This window comes from Geomicrobium sp. JCM 19038, assembly GCF_000698125.1.
Taxonomy (GTDB): domain Bacteria; phylum Bacillota; class Bacilli; order Bacillales; family Marinococcaceae; genus Geomicrobium_A.
Genome location: NZ_BAXA01000021.1, coordinates 1 through 25,346, shown reverse-complemented (window position 1 = coordinate 25,346; position 25,346 = coordinate 1). Strand labels below are relative to the sequence as shown.

The 25,346-nt window shown below is 41.7% G+C and carries 21 protein-coding genes, 1 tRNA gene, 1 rRNA gene, 2 pseudogenes and 1 riboswitch; of the genes and pseudogenes, 3 read left to right on the top strand and 22 right to left on the bottom strand.

Annotated elements, in window-relative coordinates:
* Positions 1 to 7: 7 nt before the first annotated feature.
* The gene (locus tag JCM19038_RS18580) at positions 8 to 643 is read right to left on the bottom strand and encodes a redox-sensing transcriptional repressor Rex (RefSeq protein WP_042420817.1); all 636 of its coding nucleotides are present in this window, start codon (positions 641 to 643) and stop codon (positions 8 to 10) included.
* Positions 644 to 788: 145 nt separating this feature from the next.
* Between JCM19038_RS18580 and JCM19038_RS18575 the strand changes: the two are divergent.
* Positions 789 to 2,728: pseudogene (locus JCM19038_RS18575) on the top strand (ABC-F family ATP-binding cassette domain-containing protein).
* Between the two features lie 6 nt (positions 2,729 to 2,734).
* Positions 2,735 to 2,834, top strand: a riboswitch (purine riboswitch).
* An 80-nt stretch (positions 2,835 to 2,914) separates the two neighbouring features.
* The gene (locus JCM19038_RS18570) at positions 2,915 to 4,075 is read left to right on the top strand and encodes an MFS transporter (RefSeq protein ID WP_042360908.1); all 1,161 of its coding nucleotides are present in this window, start codon (positions 2,915 to 2,917) and stop codon (positions 4,073 to 4,075) included.
* Positions 4,076 to 4,157: 82 nt separating this feature from the next.
* Here JCM19038_RS18570 and JCM19038_RS18565 read toward each other — a convergent pair whose 3' ends face one another.
* Positions 4,158 to 5,180 carry a serine hydrolase gene (locus JCM19038_RS18565; protein ID WP_042420775.1) on the bottom strand — a complete coding sequence of 341 codons (1,023 nt, stop codon included), beginning with the start codon at positions 5,178 to 5,180 and terminating at the stop codon, positions 4,158 to 4,160.
* Between the two features lie 156 nt (positions 5,181 to 5,336).
* Here JCM19038_RS18565 and JCM19038_RS18560 point away from each other — a divergent pair, with 156 nt between their 5' ends.
* Positions 5,337 to 5,531 (top strand): alpha/beta-type small acid-soluble spore protein, encoded by a 195-nt coding sequence (locus JCM19038_RS18560; RefSeq protein ID WP_042360907.1) that lies wholly within the window; start codon positions 5,337 to 5,339, stop codon positions 5,529 to 5,531.
* 364 nt (positions 5,532 to 5,895) lie between these two features.
* Here the strand turns inward: JCM19038_RS18560 and JCM19038_RS23000 are convergent, their stop codons facing one another.
* The 20 genes and pseudogenes from JCM19038_RS23000 to JCM19038_RS18470 form a co-directional block, all read right to left on the bottom strand.
* A complete protein-coding gene (locus JCM19038_RS23000) occupies positions 5,896 to 6,051 on the bottom strand; it encodes a hypothetical protein (protein WP_193745167.1) in 156 nt (51 codons plus the stop codon).
* A gap of 97 nt (positions 6,052 to 6,148) precedes the next feature.
* Positions 6,149 to 7,165: a tRNA (adenosine(37)-N6)-threonylcarbamoyltransferase complex transferase subunit TsaD gene (tsaD, locus tag JCM19038_RS18550; RefSeq protein WP_042420771.1), complete on the bottom strand. Its 1,017-nt coding sequence runs from the start codon at positions 7,163 to 7,165 to the stop codon at positions 6,149 to 6,151.
* Positions 7,166 to 7,180: 15 nt separating this feature from the next.
* The gene (rimI, locus tag JCM19038_RS18545) at positions 7,181 to 7,642 is read right to left on the bottom strand and encodes a ribosomal protein S18-alanine N-acetyltransferase (RefSeq protein WP_042420769.1); all 462 of its coding nucleotides are present in this window, start codon (positions 7,640 to 7,642) and stop codon (positions 7,181 to 7,183) included.
* Positions 7,639 to 8,331, bottom strand: a complete 693-nt coding sequence (gene tsaB, locus JCM19038_RS18540; protein ID WP_042420767.1) for a tRNA (adenosine(37)-N6)-threonylcarbamoyltransferase complex dimerization subunit type 1 TsaB — start codon at positions 8,329 to 8,331, stop codon at positions 7,639 to 7,641. Before tsaB ends, rimI begins: the two co-directional genes overlap by 4 nt.
* Positions 8,328 to 8,786, bottom strand: coding sequence for a tRNA (adenosine(37)-N6)-threonylcarbamoyltransferase complex ATPase subunit type 1 TsaE (gene tsaE, locus JCM19038_RS18535; protein WP_042420765.1), 459 nt, complete (start codon positions 8,784 to 8,786; stop codon positions 8,328 to 8,330). The genes tsaB and tsaE overlap by 4 nt, the downstream gene beginning before the upstream one ends.
* A 14-nt stretch (positions 8,787 to 8,800) precedes the next feature.
* Positions 8,801 to 9,766 (bottom strand): thiamine-phosphate kinase, encoded by a 966-nt coding sequence (thiL, locus tag JCM19038_RS18530; protein ID WP_042420764.1) that lies wholly within the window; start codon positions 9,764 to 9,766, stop codon positions 8,801 to 8,803.
* A 291-nt stretch (positions 9,767 to 10,057) separates the two neighbouring features.
* Positions 10,058 to 10,133 (bottom strand) — tRNA-Met (locus JCM19038_RS18525).
* 12 nt (positions 10,134 to 10,145) lie between these two features.
* Positions 10,146 to 10,262 (bottom strand): 5S ribosomal RNA (gene rrf / locus JCM19038_RS18520).
* Between the two features lie 82 nt (positions 10,263 to 10,344).
* Positions 10,345 to 11,481, bottom strand: a complete 1,137-nt coding sequence (locus tag JCM19038_RS18515; protein ID WP_042420762.1) for a PLP-dependent aspartate aminotransferase family protein — start codon at positions 11,479 to 11,481, stop codon at positions 10,345 to 10,347.
* A 149-nt stretch (positions 11,482 to 11,630) separates the two neighbouring features.
* A pseudogene (locus JCM19038_RS24030) lies at positions 11,631 to 11,711 on the bottom strand (hypothetical protein); the annotation flags it as partial.
* A 38-nt stretch (positions 11,712 to 11,749) separates the two neighbouring features.
* Positions 11,750 to 14,383, bottom strand: coding sequence for a 5'-nucleotidase C-terminal domain-containing protein (locus JCM19038_RS18510; protein WP_052361980.1), 2,634 nt, complete (start codon positions 14,381 to 14,383; stop codon positions 11,750 to 11,752).
* Positions 14,384 to 14,580: 197 nt separating this feature from the next.
* On the bottom strand, positions 14,581 to 15,954 hold the full coding sequence (locus JCM19038_RS18505; protein ID WP_052361978.1) for an MFS transporter: 1,374 nt from the start codon (positions 15,952 to 15,954) through the stop codon (positions 14,581 to 14,583).
* A 234-nt stretch (positions 15,955 to 16,188) separates the two neighbouring features.
* Positions 16,189 to 17,517: an MFS transporter gene (locus JCM19038_RS18500; RefSeq protein WP_052361976.1), complete on the bottom strand. Its 1,329-nt coding sequence runs from the start codon at positions 17,515 to 17,517 to the stop codon at positions 16,189 to 16,191.
* 155 nt (positions 17,518 to 17,672) lie between these two features.
* Positions 17,673 to 17,831, bottom strand: a complete 159-nt coding sequence (locus JCM19038_RS22060; RefSeq protein WP_081831900.1) for a DUF1540 domain-containing protein — start codon at positions 17,829 to 17,831, stop codon at positions 17,673 to 17,675.
* A gap of 64 nt (positions 17,832 to 17,895) precedes the next feature.
* The gene (locus tag JCM19038_RS18495) at positions 17,896 to 19,095 is read right to left on the bottom strand and encodes an ABC transporter permease (RefSeq protein ID WP_042420761.1); all 1,200 of its coding nucleotides are present in this window, start codon (positions 19,093 to 19,095) and stop codon (positions 17,896 to 17,898) included.
* Positions 19,079 to 19,771, bottom strand: a complete 693-nt coding sequence (locus JCM19038_RS18490) for an ABC transporter ATP-binding protein (protein WP_042420759.1) — start codon at positions 19,769 to 19,771, stop codon at positions 19,079 to 19,081. Before JCM19038_RS18490 ends, JCM19038_RS18495 begins: the two co-directional genes overlap by 17 nt.
* On the bottom strand, positions 19,749 to 20,936 hold the full coding sequence (locus JCM19038_RS18485) for an efflux RND transporter periplasmic adaptor subunit (protein ID WP_042420757.1): 1,188 nt from the start codon (positions 20,934 to 20,936) through the stop codon (positions 19,749 to 19,751). Before JCM19038_RS18485 ends, JCM19038_RS18490 begins: the two co-directional genes overlap by 23 nt.
* 1 nt (position 20,937) lies before the next feature.
* Positions 20,938 to 21,615, bottom strand: coding sequence for a hypothetical protein (locus JCM19038_RS18480; protein WP_042420755.1), 678 nt, complete (start codon positions 21,613 to 21,615; stop codon positions 20,938 to 20,940).
* A gap of 187 nt (positions 21,616 to 21,802) precedes the next feature.
* On the bottom strand, positions 21,803 to 23,401 hold the full coding sequence (locus JCM19038_RS18475; protein ID WP_042420754.1) for a glutathione ABC transporter substrate-binding protein: 1,599 nt from the start codon (positions 23,399 to 23,401) through the stop codon (positions 21,803 to 21,805).
* Positions 23,402 to 23,417: 16 nt separating this feature from the next.
* On the bottom strand, positions 23,418 to 25,196 hold the full coding sequence (locus JCM19038_RS18470) for a S9 family peptidase (protein ID WP_042420752.1): 1,779 nt from the start codon (positions 25,194 to 25,196) through the stop codon (positions 23,418 to 23,420).
* Positions 25,197 to 25,346 lie beyond the last annotated feature (150 nt).

Sequence of the window (25,346 nt, the reverse complement as noted above, 5' to 3'; positions counted from 1 at the left end):
TCCTTATTTACGAAAGTGGATAATGCTTAAGGAAATATACGAGTGATTGTAACTCGATTGACAAATCAATATGATGAACACGAATGTGTTCCGGCACGCTAAGGCGTGTTGGAGTAAAGTTCAATATCCCTTGGATTCCCGTTTGTGCTAGTCGGTCTGCTACGACTTGAGCAGTCGTTGAAGGAACCGTAATAATTGCTGCACGAACACGGTCATCAATCTCACGTTCTAGCTCATCCATATGATCGATCTTCACACCGCCAATACTCTGTCCAACGAGCTGACGGTCTACATCAAAGGCACACACAATTTGCGTGCTATTATTTTTTGCAAAATTGTAATTGAGTAATGCTTTGCCTAAATTCCCGACCCCAATTAATATAACATGAGTTGTCTCATCTTGATCGAGTGTTTTGCGAAAAAATGACAACAAATATTGAACATCGTAGCCATATCCTTTACGACCGAGTGCTCCAAAATAGGAAAAATCACGTCGAATCGTTGCAGAATCAATTTTCACGGCCTCACTTAGCTCAGTTGAGGACACCCGAAGCTTTCCAGCTGCATGCAAATTCTCGAGGTATCGAAAATAAAGAGGCAAGCGTTTCGCAGTAGCTTGTGGTATTTTCTGTTGATCGTCCATAGGCATGCCCTTTCCTTTCATACTCTCATGCTTCATTATAGCACGATTCAAAAGGGACCGCTTCCTTTGGTATCATTCAGGCTTGACCAGACTAGGAATGTCTTATACCTTTAACTTAGCAACTTCTGTCTAAGGAATGAGACAATTGATTCTATTACAATGTGATCGCGTGACCAAATCCTTTGGTGTGGACACCATCCTACAAGATATAAAGTTAGAAATCAAAAGTGGAGAACGTGTCGCACTCGTTGGAAGAAATGGTAGCGGAAAAACAACACTATTAAAGATTATTACAGGGGAACTTTCCTATGATCACGGAGACGTGATCATTCCAAAAGCAGTCTCACTCGGCTTTCTCGCACAAGATACAGGGATGAACTCTTCAAAAAGCATTTGGGACGAAATGCTTTCGGTGTTTGAAGGGACCATTCAACTTGAGAAAGAGCTGCGTTCTCTTGAAGAACAAATCGCTGATCCTGCAGTCTATTCAAACCAGACCAAGTACGACGACATTATGAAACTTTATGATGCGAAACAAGAAGAATTTCAATCTTCGGGTGGCTTTCGCTATGAAGCTGATATTCGTAGTATTTTAGCAGGTCTTAACTTTGATTCTTTTAGCTACGATGAACCAATTCAAAGTCTTAGTGGTGGTCAGAAAACGAGACTTGCACTTGCGAAATTACTTCTCACTAAGCCTGATTTGCTCATTCTTGATGAGCCGACCAACCACTTGGATATTAAGACGCTGACGTGGCTTGAGAACTTCTTAAATGGTTATGATGGAGCTGTGCTCGTTGTATCCCATGACCGTTACTTTCTCGACCGTATCGTGACGAAAGTTTACGAAGTCGTGCATACGAAGGCAAACGTGTACCACGGGAACTATACAGACTTTCTCATCGAACGCGATAAACAAGCGGACCTTCAACAAAAAGCCTACGAAAAGCAACAAGGTGAAATTGAAAAGCTTGAGACATTCGTTCAAAAGAACCTCGCTCGAGCATCTACGACGAAACGAGCACAAAGTCGTCGGCGTAAACTAGAAACGATGGACCGTATTCACGCACCTCAATCTGATCAAAAAAGTGCAACGATCGCCTTTTCGATTAAGGAGAAGAGCGGAAACGATGTCATTCGTGCGAAAGATCTTTCTTTCTCATACGGTGATAAGCCAATTCTTAACCAACTGCAACTCGCTGTCAGTCGTGGTGAGAGTGTCGCGTTTATCGGTCCAAACGGAACAGGAAAATCAACACTACTCAAACTGTTGGGTGGTCGCTTTCAACCGACAGAAGGCGAGATTATGCTCGGCAGTAAAGTAACCGTCGGGTATTATGACCAAGAACAGTCCGATCTCAACTCTAAGAAAACCGTTTTACAAGAGTTGTGGGATGAATACCCTCACGTCTATGAACGGGATATTCGCACGGTACTCGGGCGTTTTCTTTTTACAGGTGATGAAGTCTTAAAGCCTGTCAAAACTTGAGCGGTGGCGAAAAAGCTCGACTCGTTCTTTCCAAGCTCATGATGAAAGAAGCAAACTTGCTGCTGTTCGATGAACCAACAAACCATCTCGATTTAGATAGTAAAGAAGTACTTGAGGAAGCCTTGCTTGATTATCCTGGAACGATGATCTTCGTCTCGCACGACCGTTATTTCTTAAACCGACTCTCAACACGTACACTCGAGTTTCAGGACGGTCAGCTCGATGAATACCTCGGCAACTACGATTATTATATTGAGAAAAAGACGGAAGAAGAAGAACGAGTACATCTATTAGAACTTGAACAAGAAGAACATACACCTATAACGACCGAAAGTAATTCTTCTCAAGTCGCCAAACAAGACTTTATCCAAGGAAAAGAAGACAAAAAAGAAGCACGTAAGCGAAAGCGTCGCATCGATGCCCTTGAAGCAGAAGTTGAAACACTCGAAGAGCGGAATGAAGCGTTACAAGCAGAATTGCTACAACCTGATGTTTATGAAGACTACGCAAAAGCGACTGACGTTCAAAACGAGCTCGAACGGAATGAGAAAATGATTGAGCAACTTCTAGATGAATGGCAAGAGTTGCAGACCTAATCGTTTCATGCTAGAATTCATCACTGTTGTATAACCTCAATAATATGGTTTGAGGGTCTCTACCAGGAACCGATAATTCCTGATTACAAAAATGTTACGCATTTCATTTTTGTAATCAGGATTTTTTATGCCCAAAATCCGTTTACAAAATGACAGGCGAATTTCTTTTGTAAAGGATGGATTTAGATGAATTGGAGAGTTTACATTCTCGCCGCTGCTGCATTTTCTGTTGGTCTCGTCGAACTGATCGTTGGTGGTATTTTACCTGTCATCGCTGACGACCTTGGGATTACAATTGCATCAGCAGGTCAACTCATTACTGTATTCGCGCTCGTTTATGCAATTAGCGCACCTGTGCTCATCTCAATGACCGCGAAAGTGGAGCGTAAGAAACTGTATTTATGGGCGCTTGTCATTTTCACGCTTGGAAATATTATGACATTCTTTAGTACTTCATTTGCGCTCGTCATGATCGCTCGAGTGATCACAGCGATGAGTACAGCACTCGTTGTTGTCTTATCACTGACGATTACAGCTAAAATTGTCAAACCTGAACACCGCGCCAAAGCGATTGGGCTTGTCTTTATGGGTATTAGCTCATCCCTTGTTCTTGGTGTACCTGTCGGAATCTTTCTGACTGAAGCATTCGGGTGGAGAACGGTCTTCCTCGGAATTGCATTGTTATCGTTTTTATCTTTTCTTCTTATTAGTTTATTACTTGAGAAGATGCCAGTGGAGAAGGTGGTCCCTTTACGTGACCAAATAAAATCACTCGCATCTGTGAAGATTAGTACGGCACATTTAGTGACGCTCTTTATGCTAGCTGGTCACTATGTCGTTTACGCGTACTTTACACCGTTTTTAGAAGAAGCCTTCGGCCTAGAACCTTTATGGGTCAGTGTGGCGTACTTCATTATCGGTGTTGCATCCATTGGCGGGAACGCATTTGGAGGAATTATGAGCGATAAGTTAGGCTCTAAACGTTCCATTTTAACCGTTGTTTCTGCGTTTGCGATCGTGTTATTGTTACTCCCTGCACTAACTGGATATCTTGTCGTCTTCTTACTCTTTGCAGCACTTTGGGGTGGACTAAGCTGGGCGTTAACACCAGCAATGCAAAACTACCTTATCCAATCTGCACCTGAGACGTCAGATATTCAGCAGAGCTTAAATACGTCTGCGCTTCAACTTGGAATTGCAATGGGTTCTTTTATCGGTGGTCTCGTGTTAACATTCACCGGTTCAATCTATACGCTACCGATGTTTGGTGCTATGCTCGTTCTCGTTGCGTTAGCGTTTGCCTTTATTTCACTCAGACAACCGTCGACTGAAGTAGCTAGCCAATAACGGAACATAAAAGGAAGCGACCGCTTTAGGTCGCTTCCTTTTTATTGAGAAAAACCAGCGCATATTGTTGGAAAATGGCTAGCTACCTCTTACCAATCACATCCTCAATGGCTTCCATAATCTCATACGCCCCTTCCGACTGATTCGAACAGACAACAACTACAGTCTCATTTTCTGGGTAATATGCCGTATGAAAACTCACACCTGGGTCGTACCCCATTAAATGATAACGAACGATTTCCTTCTCACTTTGATGAATCCACACGCCATATCCGTAATCGTCTTCGTCACCTTGTACATGAACCTTGAGTAACTTCTCAGTCATTGATTTACTTAACAATTCCTCTTGCATTACTTTGAACCAAATTTTCGCTACATCATCAACAGTGACATAAGCCCCGCCATCTGCGCCTCCTTTAGCTGGAACTGAATAGATGTTTGTTTTATAGCCTCCATCAGGCAAATTAATGTATCCACTAGCTGTCGATGGTGGCAAACGATCGAGCTCAAAGTAACCCGAATTGTTCATGCCTACGTTAGCGAAAATTTCCTCTTGGACAAATTCAACAAACGTTTTTTTACTAATCTGCTCAATCAGCCATCCAAGAAGAATATAACCAGCATTGTTATAGTGAAACCGCTCCCCAACAGGGTATTTCATTGGCTGGTCTATAAAAAGAGGTAAAAAGCTCTCGACGGTCCTTAACCGATACATCGGGTTTGTCACCCATAATTCCTCAAAATCATCCATCTCATCTTCATCAAAATAATCAGCAATACCTGATGTATGTGTTAATAGATGATGCACCGTAATCTCATCACTTACATGGGGTGCAACTTTGTCTAAGTATTTTTTAATCTTCGTCTCAAACGTTAACTCCCCTCGCTCAATGAGCATACAAATCGCAATTGCTGTGAACATTTTACACCCCGACGCAATCCCATACTTCGTTTCTCGATGATTGGGGATGCATTCAGCACGGTTCGCATACCCGTGATCAGCATAAAAGAGTGTTTTTTCATGTTGCTGAACTAGAATGGAACCAGAAAAGTTCGTATTCTGTTTCAACGCGTTTACAGCCTGAAAATCATGATGAGTCACCATTGCTTCCTCCTTCTGAAAGATCGTTACAGTTACAATTCTTTAACGAAAGAAGAATTCCTTTTCTTAACCTTCACAAAGGCGACTTGATCTTACCATAAATTGGTGCGAGTGATTTTTGCTATTTCACCATACACTACGACCATGGAGGTGATACATATGGCAAACAACAACCAACTCGTTGCTCAAGGTGCTCAACAAGCCATTGACCAAATGAAAGCGGAAATCGCATCTGAATTCAACGTTCAACTTGGACCAGACACAACTTCTCGTTCTAACGGTTCAGTTGGAGGAGAAATCACAAAACGTCTCGTTCAAATGGCTGAACAGCAATTAGGCGGACGCAGCTACTAATACATCTATACGTAAAAAACACAAACGGTACAAACCCGTTTGTGTTTTTTTATCGTTTACGTTCTACTCGATTTCTTTGGCTTTCTAATAATAGAAGAAGGCCAAAACAAAAATACAAAACCAATAAACAATCCAAATAATGGATAATGCAAAGCATCAACATAAGACATAATATAAATCACTGTGAAGATTAAATAAGAGATGTACACTGAGGAATCTGAGCCATGCTTAAAAATGTACCACGTCGTCACAATGGCATAACCAAATAATAATAGGGTAGTCCAATTAAATTGATGGTCTTCTAGATAACTTAAAACAACAAATCCAAGCGTAAAGAATGGGTAAAACCATAAAAGTCCTGCAATTAAAAAGCTGACCCTTTCGTAGTTCTCCACTTTAGACCAGCCATAACGATAACCTGAGCATGAACGTTATAGATCACCTGTTCATGATTTCCATGCAACGTAAATGCATGCTCAATATAGACTTTCCCATCTTCTTGAACGTCTAACGTAATCACAACTTTTTCAAACTCTTCTTCGTGTAGATCTACTTTTTATCTTTTAAAAAAAAGAAAGAACCTTTTCCAATAGGCTAAAAAAGGCAAGTCCTAAGACTTACCTCTTTTGCAATGATAAGTTCGGCACACCATTTAACGTGAGTGCCGCGATATTTTTCTTTTTCCATTCTACATGCGCAGCCGCACCAATCATGGCTGCGTTATCTGTACAAAGTGATAGTGGCGGTACAATTAACTGTACGCCAATCTTCTTCACCTTCACTTCCATCGCTTCACGAATTGCAGAATTGGCAGCGACACCACCCGTCAAAATCAGTTGCTTCGTATCGTACGACATTACCGCTCGAGCTGCACGTTCAACGAGGACATCAACAACACTGCGTTGAAAACTCGCGGCTATATCTGCTTTATTCATGTCTTCTCCACGTTGTGTTCGGTTATGAACGTAGTTTAATACCGATGATTTAAGCCCACTAAAGCTGAAATCATAGCTATCTTCTTCAAGCCAAGAGCGTGGAAATTCAATCGATTCCTCACCCTCTTGCGCCAATTTATCAATTTGCGGCCCTCCAGGGTATGGCAATCCAATTGTACGAGCGACTTTATCATACGCCTCACCGACCGCATCATCTCGTGTTTCACCTATAATTTCATAGTCACCTTCGTTCTCCATATAAATGAGGGACGTATGACCGCCTGAAACGACGAGTGCCATCGCAGGGTACTCAATCGTTTGGACAAGATTTGCCGCGTGAATGTGCCCAGCAATATGATGAACAGGTAACAAAGGCAAGTCGTTGGCATAAGCGAGTGCCTTTGCCGTATTGACACCGACGAGTAAAGCGCCAACAAGCCCTGGTCCTTCTGTTACAGCAATTGCATCGAGATCAGCATAGGTGAGTTCTGCTTCTTCTAAAGTCTTTTTAACAATCGTTGTCATGTTCTGAACATGATGCCTTGATGCAACTTCTGGTACGACCCCACCAAATTGTTCGTGAATGGCAATTTGAGATGCCACTTGGTTACTTATAATTTCTTTTCCACCACGTACAACAGCAGCTGCCGTTTCATCACAGCTCGTTTCAATGGCTAGAATTGTCGGATTGTTGCCCACTCCGCATCGTCCTTTCTACATCTCCAAAGTCATCACGTATGCATCTTCATTCGTATCTGTGTAATAGCCAACTTCAAGCCCTGTTTTGACAAATCCAAAATGCTGATACAACTTTTGAGCACGGTGATTGCTAACGCGTACTTCTAACGTGACTTTCTTAACCCCGTACTTCACAGCTTCATCTAACATGGCTTGAAACAGCTCCTTGCCAAAGCTATGCCCTCGAAAGGACGAATGAATGGCGAAGTTCGTAATATGGGCTTCGTACATCACAATCCACATTCCACCGTAACCAACAATTTGTCCGTGTGTCTCGATGACTTGGTAATTTGCAAATGGATTTTTTCCGAGTTCATTTAAAAACGCTTGCTCTGACCAAGGCATTGTAAAAGCATCACGTTCTACAATGAGTACTTTCACAATATCATCCAATTGCATCTTACGAACAGTTCGAGGCAACGATTGTGGATTTGTCATGATGATGACTCTTTCTTTATATTCTTCTCCGCTTCTGCCAGTTGCAAATATCTTGGGACCACGGCATCTACGTTCGTTGCTGCTTCCTTTTTACTCGCAATCCGTAACACTTCACTTGGCTTTGTCCGATTGTCACCGGTTGCACCAAACATGGCATGCTCACCAAGTTCATGTGTAAGCGTTTCGCGGTGTAGATCGACATCCAAACTCAAAAACAACACCGAGCGTTCTTCATTTTTCAGTTCTTGTAACAAGTCTTCCAAAAGAAGTAGACGCTCTTCTTTGTACACAGTCAATGCTTCATCTTTCACTTCATACACCCCTGCATACACTTGCCCACGTCTTGCATCAATAAAAGAACAAACTAGACCTTCGCGATACTTGCCATTTGAAGCTAGTGTTTCAAGTGTAGACACTTCAACGAGCGGTAAGTTAAGTGAACTTGCCATTGCTTTCGCTGTCGATACGCCAATTCGAACTCCTGTATAAGATCCCGGTCCGGTTGTTACTGCAATTGTCGATAATTGCTTTGGCTTAAGTCCAGCGCTTTTTAACACGAGGTCAATGCCAGGCATTAACCGTAGTGAATGATTGGTCTTTTCATGCGTCGTCCACTCCGCACGAACCGTTTGATCATCTCCAACTGCCACCCCTAATACGTATGTGGACGTGTCCATTGCTAATATCATTGCCCAAACTCCTTTAGTACCTGTTCAAATCGCTCATCTACGCCTTTAAACTGAAGCTGTCGCTCTTCATCACTCACTCTAGTTAACGAGATACGTACGGTATGGTCTGGAAGCTCATCTTCAATGATTGATGCCCACTCAATGACTGAGACCCCTTCGCCGTCAATCACATCAAATAGGCCAATCTCTTCACCTTCACCGTCATCTAAGCGATATGCATCAATATGATAAAGCGGAAGGCGTCCTTTATATTGCTTTATGATCGTAAACGTTGGTGAATTAACATTTCCTTCAACGTGCAGACCTTTGGCAAAGCCCTTGCTAAAATGAGTTTTGCCTGCTCCTAGATCACCGTCTAACGCAAATACATCCCCAGGCATTGCTACTTTTGCCAGTTGTTCACCAATGTACATCGTTTCCTCTACATGTTTTGTATGAATTACGTATTCCGCCATGGTTCTCCCTACTTTCATCCATGCTTGTAGCCATCACGAGAAAGAAGTGTGGTATGGTCTTGTGACGTCATAAAGACACCTTCGCCTTTATGAATGACCGTTCCAATTTTCGTTACTCGCTCTCCTATTTCCTTTGCTATTGTTTGAAGCTGCTGCCAATTGTCACGAGCGACAGTGCCTAGCAATTGAAAGTCTTCCCCACCGGTAAGAGCCATCTCAATCGCTTTTTGTTGACCAAAATGTTCGACCAGACCAGCAGAAAGTGGTATTTTCTCTTCAAGCAATTCAATTTGAACATGACTACTTTCTGCAATTTCCCAGCTTTCACTTGCTAGACCATCACTAATATCGTTAAGAGCAATTCTCCACGGCAAACGGGCAATTTCATTTGCCAAAGCCGTGTGCATTGCAGGTTTCTGATGCGAAGCTTTCCAATGCTCTTCTACATTCTCACCTTCAAGTAGCTGATGCAGACCTGCTGCAGAACCACCGAGGTCTCCTGTAACAAAGACAACATCGCCAACTTCAGCATGACTTCGCAACCGCGCTCTTCCACAGTTCACTTCGCCAATCACAGTCACAGAAAGGTACAAACCTTTTTTTGACGTGACACTATCGCCACCGATTAACTGCACGTTTTCATTACGAGCGAGCTGTTGCATTCCTTCATAGATGTCTAGAATCTCATCATCGGTCCAATCTTTAGGAACTGCAATTGTAACGAGATAATACACTGGGATTGCTCCCATCGCAGCAATATCACTAATATTAACCGCAAGTGCTTTATAACCGATATCACTCGGTTTCATCGTCTCTCGAGTGAAATGGACACCTTCTGTGAGCGTGTCTACACAAGTGACGATGTCTTTACCACTCGTTGGGGTGAATACTGCAGCATCATCACCAATTCCAACCTTTGTTGAGGAGTGGTTCACGTTTTCTAATTGTTGTATTTTGTTAATGAGCCCGAATTCGTCCATTAGGGCATCTCCTTATTGTCAATGTCGAACATTATTTTATCATAATAAGAAGATGGATGTATTTTTAGGCATAAAAAAACAAACGATTTGCCGTTTGTCTGAGTCGTTGGTTATTTAATTTACTAAAGATTGGATGTCGAATGACATTTTCATTCCATTGGATACCGGAATTCTTTCTCGCTAAGAAACAAAAAAAATCGACGTAGTGTCGAGGGTATATTGGTTGCACCATTGGCACTACAATTTTTTCTCGCAAGGAAGAAAAAAATTCGACGTAGTGTCGAAAATAATTGGTTGCGGGAGGAGGATTTGAACCTCCGACTCCGGGTTATGAGCCCGACGAGCTACCAGACTGCTCTATCCCGCGATATTATGAATGACCTGGCAACGTCCTACTCTCACAGGGGGTTGCCCCCCAATTACCATCAGCGCTAAAGAGCTTAACTTCCGTGTTCGGCATGGGAACGGGTGTGACCTCTTTGCCATTGTTACCAGATCAGTGTGACTGTATTGCCCTGCGCCACGTTTAATAATATATCATGGGGTTTTACATAACGCAAGTGTTTTTAAAACTTTTTTTATTTCTTTGCTTTAGATAATGCAATTTGCAATGCTTCGCGAACCTCTTCTGAATGCTCAAGCCCTACAGACATGCGGACTAAGCCGTCTGTAATGCCTAGTTTTTCTTGCAAAGGTTTTGGAATACTTCGGTGAGATGTTTTTAAAGGATAGGAAACCGTTGTTTCTACTCCTGCTAGTGTTGGTACGATTTTGATCCATTGCAACTCTTTAAAGAATGTTTCGATATCATAGCCTGCTCCCAAATCGAAACTCACCATCGCACCGTTTCCTTTGTCGCTCAAATTCATAGGATAATAAACCTTAACCCCTTCTTGCTCACGTAGATACGCGGCAACCGCTGCTGCATTGTCACTTTGTTGCTTCATTCGTACTGCGAGCGTTTTTAAACCACGGACCGTCAGCCATGCTTCAAACGGACTCACATTCATCCCAAGCTGAATGACCCGCTTCTTGGCTTTCTCCATCCAAGAACTTGTTCCTACAAGAACTCCAACGGTCACATCACTATGACCTCCAATATATTTGGTAGCACTATGTACAACTAAATCTGCACCAAGTGTCATTGGTTGTACGAAGTACGGCGTCGCAAACGTATTATCGACCATCACTGCAACGTTATGGTTCTTTGCAACTGCAATCACTTCGTTTAAATCTTCTACTCGTAGAAGTGGGTTCGTTTCCGTTTCTGTATAAATCAACGTTGTTTCGTCCGTAATGGCGGCTTCAATTGCACCTCGCTCATTAAATGGTGCTGTATTAACCGTTACGTTCCAATCCGTTAGGAATTGATGAAACAAATCATACGTCCCACCATACACATCTTCAGGAATAAGCATATGATCACCAGGCTTTACGACCGCCAACACTCCCGCTAAAATTGCAGACATGCCGCTTGACGTTGCAACGCCCTCTGGTGCCTCTTCTAAACTAGCAACCATTTTCGCTAATTGGTCAGTATTGGGGTTTCCGTACCGCGTGTACATATAACGCTCTTCATCGATAAAAAAACTCTCCAAGTCATCTAAATCTTGAAATGAAAATGCTGATGTTTGGTAAATTGGAGTCGTTTTACTATGTAGATCATTTTTCTTCCCTGCTTGTTGGTGGATCGCTTTGGATTCGAAATACTTCATCGTTCCCACTCCTTTTTCTGAATAGTTTACCACAATAACGCATCATAGATATAGAATCAATTTCTTTTAGATAAATCTAATTAAAAATCGATTCTTAAATCTAATAAGAAAAGGCGCTCCACTTTACAAGAGCGCCTCCCCTCTATTCACTACGATACTTTTTTCCAAACATCCCACTCACCAGAATGACTTGGATTTTCTCCGCGTGTCCACCATTTTGCCTCGTATAGCTCTCCTTCGTACCATACGCGGTCACCTGCCGTGTACGTTACCGTCTGCGACCATTCTTTATACCATCACCTTCATCTGATTGACAATCAGCGACAACTTGCCAGACGTCCCATTCACTCGAGTTCTCTGGGTTCTCTCCTACTGTCCACCACTTTGCTTCGTAGACAACATCATTGTGTGTCACTCGATCACCTTTCGTATAAACGTCCGACTGTTGCCATGTATCGTATTGACAACTGACAGCGTCTTCCTCAACCCAGGCAAAGTGATTCGCATCTCGCATACCAGGCGTTCCGAAGTAGCGCTCAAGTGAACCTGTAATAACAACTTCTTTTTGCAGGTGATCTGGATGATCAACGAGGTTCAATCCATTGCGTATTGGCGTCTGATTAACCAATTGTACTGGTAGCATGTTGCTTCTGTCCGTTTCATTCGGATCATCAGCTAGTAACAGATTAGACGGTGCATGCTCGCCTATGCCTAATACGACTTCGTTGTTCTGAATACTCCCTATGATATATCCACGTACTGCTCGTTCACCATGATTGTTCTGAAGAGCTTCTGCCACTGTCCATGTTCCTGTCGGATCAGGCTCAACATCTTGACCTTCGATTGTAATTCTTAAACCTTCTTCATAATTGATCGGACGATTCTGTTCCGTTACATAATCAACGACTTTTTGCCATACCGGTCCTTTTTCTTCAATGAGCTCACCGAAATTATAGAAGGAATTGCTATGCATAAAATCATTGTAAGCAACCACATAAGCTTCATCTTCTTCTAATTCTGATCCATCAGGAAGAACAATGTCTACACTCTCAAATCCACTACCAGATTCTTCTGGTATAAGCGTATAAGATAACCCAGATACTTGCAGGTCCACGCCTTGATGATAATTCGACTGCTCTAAAATCACTTCCTCAATGCGTTCACCCGTTGTCTCAACAACGACAACTTCATTCCCAAACCCGTCGAGAGCTTCGATTTGTTCATCTGTAATTTCCCCGGGTGGGATTTGACCCGTGACCGACGAAGCATTCAAAAATGCAAAATCAGCATCTGTATCGTCGAGGATACTGTCCGTATATAAATTACCTAAACCGACATCTTGAAAGGCTTTATTCTGCGAATAGAGTCCCGTTTCAGTTGAACCAATGATCGTACCTGGAATTGGTCCCGAAGGATCGATGGTAATGGAGATACGTTCTCCACTCGCATAATCCAACGTTTCACCTTGATCGGTCATTGTTCTTGCCCAGTCAGTCATGGCATCTGTCATGAAGCCTACCGTCTCTTGTATAACCTCTCCTTCGAACTCATAACCTGATCCACCTGTACCGATGTAATCAGCAACAGCCACTGTATAGGTTTCTTCATCTTCTAAAGGAGAACCATCAATTGTCATGTTCACATCTGATAATTGTCCAGTCATCCCTGTAAGAATCTCATACTCCATGCCTGACACTTGCAAATCGATTTGGTTGCGTCCATCACGGCTATACGAGTACTCCAAGACATTCCCGATCGCTTCACCTGTCATTTCAATCGTCATAATTTCATTTGCAAACGGCTCAATCGTATAAATTTCATTTAATGTGACGTCACCACTCGGTATGCTATCACGAATTCCCCCGTTGTTTGTAAATGCCACGTCTGCTTCTGCCCACTCTCTCATTGCATCAGTCCAGAAGTTTCCGAGTGGGGCGTCTTGTTGGAAACGTCCATCACGGCTTAATCCATTCTCAGAGTACCCAATAACTTCACCTAACACTTCGTCCATCTCAGAGTTGTAATGATCAATAACAGCTTGTACATCTTCATTCATCGTATCAAGATCTGCGACAGGAACGAGTGTACCGTCCAATTCAGTCACTTCATTGTTCTCAATTGCAAGCGTAAGTTCGCCAAGGTTGTTTAAATTCGAACCAGTTTGAACAATCAGCGTTCCGTTTACGATTTGGGGAGAGTTCAACGTTGTGTGCGAATGCCCACCAATAATTACATCAAAATAATCAACATCTTCAGCCAATTGTCGATCTTCGTTATATCCGATATGAGTAAGTGCAATAATCACATCGGCTTCACTCGTCAACTCTTCTTCATAAGCCGCTGCAACAGCTGCATAATCACTATCAAATGTCATGCCTTCAACATTCGCTGGTGCCGTTGCTGGTGGTGCTTGTGTAATTCCAAGTATGGCTACAGATACACCGTCTAGATCAATCATTGTATACGGTTCTGGATTGTCTACACCTGTACTTCCTGTGTCTACATTTGCCCCAAGCCATGAAGCTGTAGACGTATCCATATTGTTTATAAGATGGTCTTGTCCGTAATCAAATTCATGGTTTCCAATCGTTAGTACATCAAGGTTCGCCTCATTAAATGCCTCGACCATTGGAATGCCGTAGTTTAAATCAACGACCGGGTTTCCACTTGCATAATCCCCTGCATCTAAGTACAACACATTGTCGTAGTCTTCACGAACTTGATCAATGTAACCTGCCGCTTTGCCAAAGTTATCAAATGTTGCGTGAATATCATTCGTATGTAGAATTTTTAAGACTTCACCTTGCTCTGCGTCTACCTCACTTGAAATGGTTAGTGTGGCGGTCAAAGCTAGACCAGCTAGTGCTGTTGCTTTTGAATAACGAACGATTCTCCCTCTCATACACTTGCTCCTCTCCGCATAGTCGTTTACATGTTAAGAATAGCAAATGAGTGGTTTCATTCGTGAATAGAAGAACAATTGATAAAATTAAGTTACTAATACCCAGTTTTATAGACCTACAGCTAAAGCATTCACATTACTTTTTTCTTACTCTAAAAACAAATGCGAAGACCTTTAAGATCTTCGCATGGCATTACTTAGGTTCGTTTCGTTGCGTCTTCTTTCCTTCGTTGAATTTCATTCACATACCCTTTGTAATGTTTATCGAGCGTAAAAAACGACAGGCAAATGAACATTAAAACGGAAATGATAATCGGCAAGTAAATTCCGATGAAGATAATCGTCTGCAAAGCCAATGGCGTCTGTTCTGCTGCGGTACCTAGATAACCTCCAAAGCTTAACAGCCATCCAATGGATGCTAACCCTACCCCGGTACCGACCTTAATTCCAAAACTCGCGCCACTATTGACAAGGCCGACCGTTCGTTTTCCTGTTTTGTATTCGCCATATTCTGCCGTATCATTAATCATTGCAAATAGCACTGCAAACGTAGGCATAACACCAACTGCTGCGATAATATTACCAATAACGATAACGGATACATCAAACGGATTGATAATCTTCAGCGCATTCCCGACAATACAAATGACAATCCCAATTAACACCGTGTTCCTCTTCCCGAACCTCAGAACAAACGGACCAACAAAGAACAACGTAATGACCATTGGCAATATAGATGAGATTCCTAGCAACGGATAAATGCTTTGGTTTTCTAAGACCCACGTTGCATAGTAAAGGCCAGATCCTTGGTTAACAGCGATTAATGTATAAAACAATATGCAATACACTGTAATAACAATCCAATATTTATTTCTGAATAATGCGGAAATCCCCTCTTTTACACCGACCGTCTCTAGGTTAACAGGGACCACTCGCTCTTTCGTTTTTAGAAAGGTAATATAAAGTAAAACGACCGCAATGGTTGCATAAATGATAGCGACTGTTGTCCAACCAATTGCTGATGCAAGAGGTTGCGTGATGACTGTAACGATTAAAGCTCCTGATAAGTTCAAAATAGTTGAATAAATATTTGCCATCGAACGACTTTTAGGATCGAGTGTTAACATTCCCATAAGAGACTTGTACGGAATTGAAATGAATGTATACATAATAATAAATAAGAAAAAGGTGACGTACGCATACATCACTTGATTAGAGATCGCCATTTCCGGGACTGAGAACACAGCCACAATCGCAATTCCTAATGGTACCGAGCCCCAAATTAACCACGGTCTTGCTTTACCGTGCTTTGATTTTGTTTTATCGACCGCAACACCCATTAAAATATCCGTAACCCCGTCAAACACGCGACTTACGAGCATTAATGTCCCTACCACTCCCGCAGCTAAACCAACAACATCTGTATAATAAAACGTTAAAAATGTCCCGACCATCGTCCATAGAGAAAACGTTGCATACGCACCAAAGCCATAAAACCATAGTTCTTTTTTTGGAGGTACTTGCATGTCCAAATTCGGTTGGACCCGTGAAGTGATCTCTCTGCTTAACATATGATCCCCCTTTAAAATTAAAGCGCTTACATTATTGATTATTATGAATATTATCATATAAGCAGCGCTTTTCCTATACTTATCTCATATTGTAAGGGAATCTTTTTACAGCCTTCATTCAAAATCATATCCTTTTATCGCTTAACATAGGTAAGGGTCTCGTCCCTAGAATGAAAGTCTGGACCTCATTACACAATACCAATCAATTCTCATTTTTCCTCTGTTGAATCTCGTTTAAATAAGTCGCATAGTGTTTATCAAGCGTAAAAATAGCAAACAAATAAACATCATCACTGAGAGGACAACCGGTAAAAAGATAAAAATAAATTTAATGGATTCTAAAGCTGATGGCAACTGTTCTTCTGCTGAACCAACGTATCCTCCGATACTCAGCAACCAGCCAATCGATGCTAGCCCAAGGCCTGTCCCCACCTTTATACCAAAACTAGCACCACTATTAATTAATCCAACAGTACGTTTCCCCGTTTTAAATTCGCCGTATTCCGCTGTATCATTAATCATCGCAAACAAAACAGCAAACGTTGGCATAATGCCAATCGCTACAATGACATTTCCTGTTAATATAATCGCTAGACTATACGGATCAATGACTTTAAACACATTGCCTATCATACAAATGACAATACCGACTAAAACCGTGTTTCGCTTACCAAAACGATGAATGAGTGGTCCTACAAAAAACAACGCGATAATCATCGGTAAAATTTGAGTGATTCCAATGAGTAGATAGACTTGTTGATTATTTAAAATCCATGTCGCATAATAAAGACCTGAACCTTGCACAACGGCAACAACTGTATAAAATAAAACACAAAATACTGTGATCACTACCCAATATTTATTGCGGAATAAAGACACTAATCCTTCTTTTATTTTGACAGGTTCACTATTAACTGATACGACTCTTTCTTTTGTTTTTAGAAAGGTAAAATAGAGCAAGACTATGGCGATCACCGCATAGATCACAGCTACTGCCGACCAACCAATTGCACTTGCTAACGGTTGCGTGAAGACCGTCACGAGCAACGCACCTGAGAGATTTAATATCGTGGAATAGATATTAGCCGTCGAACGACTCTTCTGATCAAGTGTAAGCATTCCCATTAACGATTTATACGGAATCGCAATCAACGTATACACAGCAAGAAACACGAAAAAAGTAACGTACGCATAACTAATTTGATGTGAAACAGAGAGGTTAGGCACAGAAAACAAGCACACAATGGCAATCCCTAGCGGTAACGAACCCCAAATCAACCAAGGCCTCGCCTTGCCGTGTCTGGACGTTGTTTTGTCGACAGCAGCACCCATTAAAACGTCAGTTACCCCATCAAAGATTCGGCTCACAATCATTAACGTACCGATGACTCCTGCTGCTAATCCAACAACATCTGTATAGTAAAACGTTAAAAATGTTGAGACCAATGTCGACAATGAAAATGTCGCATAGGCCCCTAATCCATAATACCAAAGCTCCTTTTTGGGCGGTACTTGCATGTCCATCGTTTGCGAAATGACCGGTTTCACTTCTTGACTTAACATTGCACCCTCCTTTTAAAGAAGCGCTTATATTACTTAATATTTTGAATAGCAGCATAGTTATAATGCTTTTCCTATCTTTTTTTGTTGATTCAACAGCTTCGACAATCTTTTCTACATGCGAAAGACCGGTTGCATTTGCAACCGGTCTTTCTTTGTTAGTGGTGTTTCGGATGAAATGTGTGGCAATCGGTTTCCATTCGTTCGGTCGTTCGATCTTCTGCGTTTGAAACGACATAAATTCGATCGGCTTCGCAATGGTTACCTTCGCCCCAGTGAACACAGTTTTCGACTTCACACAATACTTCTTGAGCCATTGTCATTCCTCCTCACGAGCTAGTGTAGACAAGAGAAAGAGATTTTACACATCAATGCAATGGCTTATTCGTGACGTAACGCCTCGATTGGATCGAGTTTCGCTGCTTTATTCGCCGGTAACAACCCGAAGACGATCCCAACAAACATTGAGAACCCGACGCCAAGTAAGACGACTGGAATGGAAACGAGGAATGGCCACCCTGCGATAAGCGAAACGGTATTCGCAACGCCCGCTCCGAGCATAATTCCGATCAATCCACCGATTGTTGTAAGCGTCACAGATTCTATTAGGAATTGAAGTAAGATGTTCCCTCTCGTTGCACCTAGAGATTTTCTTAACCCAATTTCACGCGTTCGCTCTGTCACTGATACGAGCATAATATTCATAACACCAATTCCACCAACGAGCAGTGAAATGCCTGCTACACCACCAATAATCATCGTCGTAACATTCGTTACTTGCGAGATTCCTTGTTCAATCTCTTCCATGTTTAACACTTGGTATTCACCAGAAAGCGTCGATTGATCGTTAAGGTAATTGGTCACTGCATGGCTTGCTATCTGTATATCATCAGCGCTGTTTGCTTGTACGTTTAACATGTCCATGTTGTCAGTGCCATAAAGCATTGGCCATGAAGACTGAGGAAGCAATAATTCATCAACTTGGAAAGCGAAAAAGCTTTGATTCTCACGTTCATGTACGCCAATCACTTCAAACGGTACACCTTCGATGTTAACAATTTGACCGACAGCTTCATCATTGGCCGCAAACAACTCTTCAACGACACCTGTACTTAATGTAACGACTCTTCGTCCGTTATCTACATCTCGGTTATCAAGGAGCCGACCTGAAGAAGCTGTAAACTCATTTAAGTCATAATAATTCTCGTTAATGGCGAGGATTTGTGCCCCTGCGGCTTCTTGATGATAGACAACGTTCGTTGAATTATATGCATAGGCAATCACTTGATTAACAGACGGCATTTCTTGAATTGCCCGTAAATCCTCGGTTGTATACGCAACATCATCATACGCATCATAGTCCATTAACTCTTCATCTGGAGGCATATAATACACTTCAAACGTATTGTTACCACCACCAGCAAATTGCGAGGTCAGTACTGCCTCCCCGCCTTTACCAATTGCTACTACCGTAATGACAGAACCTACCCCGATAATAATTCCGAGCATCGTAAGCATGGAACGCAATCGGTGGCTCCATAAAGAACGAAGGGCCATCTTTACACTATCGAGGAACGACATACTCATGCCCCCGATCTTTAATAATCTCACCGTCACGGACAGTTACAATTCGCTTTGCATAATCTGCGACTTCTTGTTCGTGTGTAACCATAATCAGTGTAGCTCCCTCATGATGAAGTTGTGTGAACAACTCCATAATTTGAGTTCCTGATTTGGAATCAAGAGCACCTGTTGGTTCATCTGCTAAAATGAGACTCGGTTCATTAATTAACGCTCGTGCAATCGCAACTCTTTGCTTTTGACCACCAGATAACTGGTTCGGTAAATGGTTGACTCGATCTTCTAATCCAACCTTTTCTAAAGCAAGACGTGCCCGCTCCCTGCGTTCTTTTTTCTTAACCCCACCATAAATGAGTGGTAATTCTACATTCATCATCGCTGAGAGCTTCGGTAATAGATGAAACTGTTGAAAAACGAAACCGATCTGAGCATTGCGGACTTTTGCCAACTCTTTCTCAGGTTGTGAAGCCACATCTGTCCCATGTAGTAAATATTCACCTGAAGTCGGTTGGTCAAGGCACCCAATCATATTCATGAGCGTAGATTTTCCAGATCCTGATGGACCCATAATCGCGACAAACTCATTTTCTTCAATTTTAAGATGAATATCATTTAAGACGCGAAGCGTTTGATCCCCGTTTTTGTACTGCTTGTCAAGATTCTTCAGGTGGATCATTGACGACTACCTCCATGCCTTCATAAATCGTCTCCAATGGTTCTAGGTCAATCACGGATTCGCCCGCTTCAAGACCAGATAAGATCTGTACACCTTGCTCATTGGTTATGCCCGTCTCAACCGCTTGCATTCTAGCAATGCCCTCTTCTACTTGATAGACATAATTTTCTTCGTCACCAGTAAATTCGTTGTATACGGTCTCAATCGCTGAGGCTTGTACAACAACAGCATCGGCTTCTGCCTCAACTTCAAAGTAAACGTTCACGTGAAACCCGTGTAATAAGTCCTCAGACTGATCATGCAATTGTACTTCAAACGGGTATGACGTTACATTCGAACCTTCAGCTTGGATTGACTGTTCTTCATCCGCAGGTGTTGAGCCTAACCGTGCTAAAAACCCTTCGAATGTCTGATCAGGTAGTACATTCGCTTCAACTTCTACCTCCATCTCCTCATGGAGTTGGATAAGATCATATTCGGTAACCGTTCCGTTTACGTTCCAAAATTCATCGGATTGGATTCGAATTAATGGTTGTCCTTCTTCGACTTCATTCGGATAGTTGGCGTGTTCTACAATCCCATTTACATCGCTATATATTTCATGAAGTTCTTGATCTTCAAGATATGCGATTTCTTCTTCTTGTTCGCTATACTGTAAGTTCGTGAGTCGTCGTTGATACTCCATCGCGTCACGTTCATTTTCAAGTTGACGAATCACTTGGTCCGTTTGATCGAACGGATCATCATCATCACGATTACTTCGCTCTGTACTAATTTGTGACTCAATGGTAGAAATTTGATCGTTTTGTTGTTCCATTTCAACCATCAAACGATCAAGGTTGTTACGCAACGACACAAGCTGACGAGTGATTTCTTGATTCTCATACGTGATCAGCACATCGCCTTCAAAAACCTCTTCGCCTTCATTAACGTGAATATCATAAACAGTACCATGCTGAGGTTCTTCGAAAATCGCCTGACTTTCTCCTGGTTCAACTCGACCATTTGCAATAATGGTATCGTATAATGTTTCTTCACTAGTAAGTACGTTCGTTACGACGACTGGGTCATCTGTCGTCATACCTTCAGATAAAATATAGCTATTTCCGACCATAAGCCCACCAAGCATTAGTAAGCCTATGAGAATCCCAATTCTCTTTTTCATGTTATTGCACCCCTTGCATCATTGAGAAATAGGTGTAAAGAGCAATAAGCGTCATAACAACGAGATAAATAAGCGTTGTTGTGAGTACGATGTAGCGTGTGCTCTTGGCAGTATTCACCTTAAGTGCAAAAATCTGCACGATAAAACACCCGATTATAAGGAGGTTAAACTGGCCAAAGAAAAACGATAAAAACGATTCATCAAAAGCCAAATGCGCCAAATAACCGAAACTTGTTACAGAATATTGATGCTCCAAGCCAAACGTTATGTAATAAGGCAAATCAAGAAGCAATGTTACGATATAAATCGGCAAGAAATAGCTGAATATTATAAACAGCCTCTTAAAACCTACGTCTTTATAAAAGATCCAAAATACGAGTGCTAATAGTAACACGGCAAGAATAGCCATTCCGATTGCAAACACACCGCTTAACGCCGTTACAACCGTCACCAACATCGACGCTTCATCGTAGCCAATCATTCCTGCCCCTTCAGCCACAAAGGTCTGAATGAGATCTTCTCGGATAAACCACTGACTTAAGAATGTCAGAACCCCGACTAAAAGTGCACTTACGATTAATCTCCAAGCTAGTCCTTTCGTTGCTTCTGATTCTTTTAACGTAGAAAAATGGCTTTTCGTGTCAAAAAGCCCACGCAAAAACTTAACGTGATGGATCATCTATGTACTCCCCCTATGTAACAAAAATCAAATCGTTAGATTTATTATCAAATAAATACTAATCCTTTCTTATTATGACAGATTTCTCATTGTGTACAATATCCTTTATAAAATCTTATTATAAGAAAATCATATAAAAAATGGCAAAAGCCTAATGCTCTACGAATAGAACATTAGACTTAGATTGTTAATAACTATTTTCTGTATCTTCTAATGTGACTTCATCAAACACGAACCGAGAGTTTGCATATCGTTTGAAACCGTCCACATGCTCTCCAACCGCATCAATGTTTTGTGTGAAAGAGATGTAATCGACAGGAACTTCTTCAGCAAGTAGTGCTAACGCTTCATGATAGAGCTGTTCTCGTTCGTCGATGTCTGTTTCATTTCGAGCTTCTTCAATAATGGAATCAAATTCATCATTCGTATAGAAGCTACGATTCCCTGGTGCTCCGTGGTTTTCTGAGTGGAATAAGGAGAACATGGTAGCATCTGCATCAACGGTTCCAGAAGACCAACCGAGCAAGAATAAATCATGTTCCCCATTGGTCAATGCATCGAGATAAGCAGCCCATTCCATATTCTCGATCGTTACGTTTACACCAATTAGACTGAGTTGATCTTGAATGACCTCTGCAATTTGAACACGTACTGCATCCGCATCATTTGTCCATAAATTAATGGATAACTCCCCTTCAGAAAAACCCGCTTCTTCTAGGAGTTGTTCTGCTCCCTCTGGATCATAATCAATTGGTTCTTGGTCTGGGTTACTACCAAAGACAAGATCGTTAATAGGACCCGTTGCTTCGCTTGCATAGCCTTCATAGATTCCTTCAATAATAACTTCTGTATTAATTCCTTTTGAGATTGCTTGTCGAACAGCGACATCATCAAGAGGTTCTTTTTGTGTATTAAATCCTAAATAGGTCATAGACAACGTATCATTAATTAAAGGCTCCGCATTTTCAAGACCTTCAACGCGTGAGATGTTTACAGGTTCGATTCGTTCAATCGCATCTGCTTCACCATTTTCAATCATCGCAATTCGTGTTGATTCTTCTGGTACGACCTTAAATGTTACTGAATCCAAATGAGGGTGCTCACCCCAATAGTCTTCATTTTTCGTAATGACTAGTTCATCCCCTTGACTCCAGTTTTCAAATTTGAAGGGGCCTGTACCAACAGCTTCAATATCTAAATTCACATCGCCTTCAATCGCAGCAGGACTAATCATGCTTCCGATATTGTGAGCTAGATGTGCTACGAGTGGGGCAAAAGGTTTCTCTGTGACCATCTGTACCGTGTGATCATCAACAACAACAACCTCTTCAATATCCGTTAGGTAATCAGCTCTTGGGGCAGCAGTCTCTGGACTAAGAGCGCGTTCAATATTTACTTTTACTGCCTCCGCATTAAAAGGCTCGCCATCATGGAATGTGACATCTTCACGAAGAGTAAATTCCCACGTTAATTCATCGAGCTGTTCATAGTCACTAGCAAGCCCTGGAACAAGCTCCATATCCTCATCACGCTCGACTAATGTTTCATACATCGTCCAGTTCACAACATTCGACGGAACGTCACCTGCCATATGTGGATCAACCGTTACAGCATCAGCCGGTACCGCCAAAATAAAATCGCCACCTTCTGCTGCTTCACTTTCAGTTGCCGTTTCATCATCTTCACTTGCACTTGATGTTACTTCTGGTTCTGCATCATTTGAACAGCCCACTAATGCGAAGGCAAATGCCGTTGTCGCTGCTGTAAGTCCTAGTTGCTTTTTCATCTTCTGTCCTCCTCGATTAGCGATATAATTTCTCTAGAAATTCTGCCATTGCTGTATATGCGGTTACTTGGTTTTGGATTTTTACGATGCCATGCCCTTCATCTTCAAACCGGATGTACTCAACAGGATGATTTCTCGCCCTTAATTCTGTAATCATTTGCTCCGTTTCACCAATTGGTACTCGGGGATCATTTGCTCCGTGAGATACGAGTAATGGAGCTGTAATCTTCTCTGTATGGTGAATCGGATCAATTTCATCGAAAAACACACCGTCTTCTTCAATCGTTCCATACTCGCTTTCACGAAGCTTTCGTCGCCAAGGTCCTGTATTTTCTAAGAAGGTTCTAAAACTCGAGATTCCAACTAAATCAATCGCACCTGTAAACACATCTGGGTAATGTGTAATCGCAGCAAGTACCATAAACCCACCATAACTACGACCGATGACAGCCACCTTAGATTCATCGACAAACGACTCTTTCTTCAAAGCGTTCGCAATCTCAATTAAATCTTGGACAGAATCCATTCTTTTTCTTACATCATCTAAATGGATATACGTCTTGCCGTACCCTTTACTTCCACGTACATTCGGCGCACATACGACATAACCTAATGCAGTTAACGATTGAATAACCGGATGATACTCCGCTTTTGTCTGCCCTTCTGGACCGCCGTGTACCCAAAACGCAAGTGGTGCATCTTCTTTAAGCTCTTTAGGCTTGTATAAAAACGATGGTACACGTAACCCATCAAATGACTCGATCGTATAAATCTCTGGTTCGACGAGAGACTTCTCAAAGTTAGGATCAACCGATGTGCAATACAAACGCTCTAACTGCCCGTTTTCAATTGACCATTTATAAAGATCCGATGTTCTCGTAGGACCATTAAAAACAATTGCAATCGTTTTTGAATCACTAGACCAAGACATACCAGAGATTGTCCCAATTCCTAAATCAAAGGAACGTGTTTCCCCTGTAGCTAAGTGATACACTTTACCTCGATCGATTCCACCTTCATTGACGGTATATGCGAACCACTCTTTCTTCTCATCAACGACTAAATTCTCAATGTCCCAATCTTCCTCAATCAAAAATGTTAATTGTCTTGAGTGAAGGTTGAACTTCGCTACAGTGATAAACTCATGTTGATGATTTGTTAATAAGTAAAGGTCTTCACCTGTTTGTGAAAAGATCGGTGTGTCATAAGAACTGATTGCTTTATCTTCAAACCACCAGTCAACTTCTCCAGTATGTAAATCTAATAAGCCGACGTTGTTATACAAGTTAGTAAACACTTCTTGAACAACTAGTTTCTCATTACTCGGATGCCAACCTAGAACACGATACGTGCCATCCCCTTCATACACTCTCGTAGCAACTTTGCTCTCAAGGTCCATCATATACAAATCATAATAGTAGGCATTGCGCTCATTACTCGCATAAGCAATCGCTTTGCCGTCTGGCGAGCTGCCACCAAACACATATAACGCATCATCTTGCTTCGTTAATCTCTCAATTTCTTTATGTTCATCAACGTAATATAGTTGTTGTCTTTCATTTCCTTCAACATCCATCCCTAGAATAAAAGACTCACTGCGAGGAACTTTCTTAAAAAACTGAATTCTATCATTTGTCTCGAGCCACTTTGAGCTATGATTTGCTTCCTCATCATACTTCCAAATTTGAGGAAGATCTGTTTCATCGCTAATATAAAACAAATGATTGCTTTGATAAACTGGATTCTGCACCTTAGATACTTGCAAATAATTCAAAATACTTTCTGTAGCAACCATACTTCACCATCCTTTACCTTCTATTTTCTATATCTAAATGGTACCTCATGATAACAAATGTCAGAAAAAACAGCAATATCATTTGTTAAATAATCTTACATATATTTTCTAACAACTATTACATTTGAAAACTATTAGTAACGATTACAA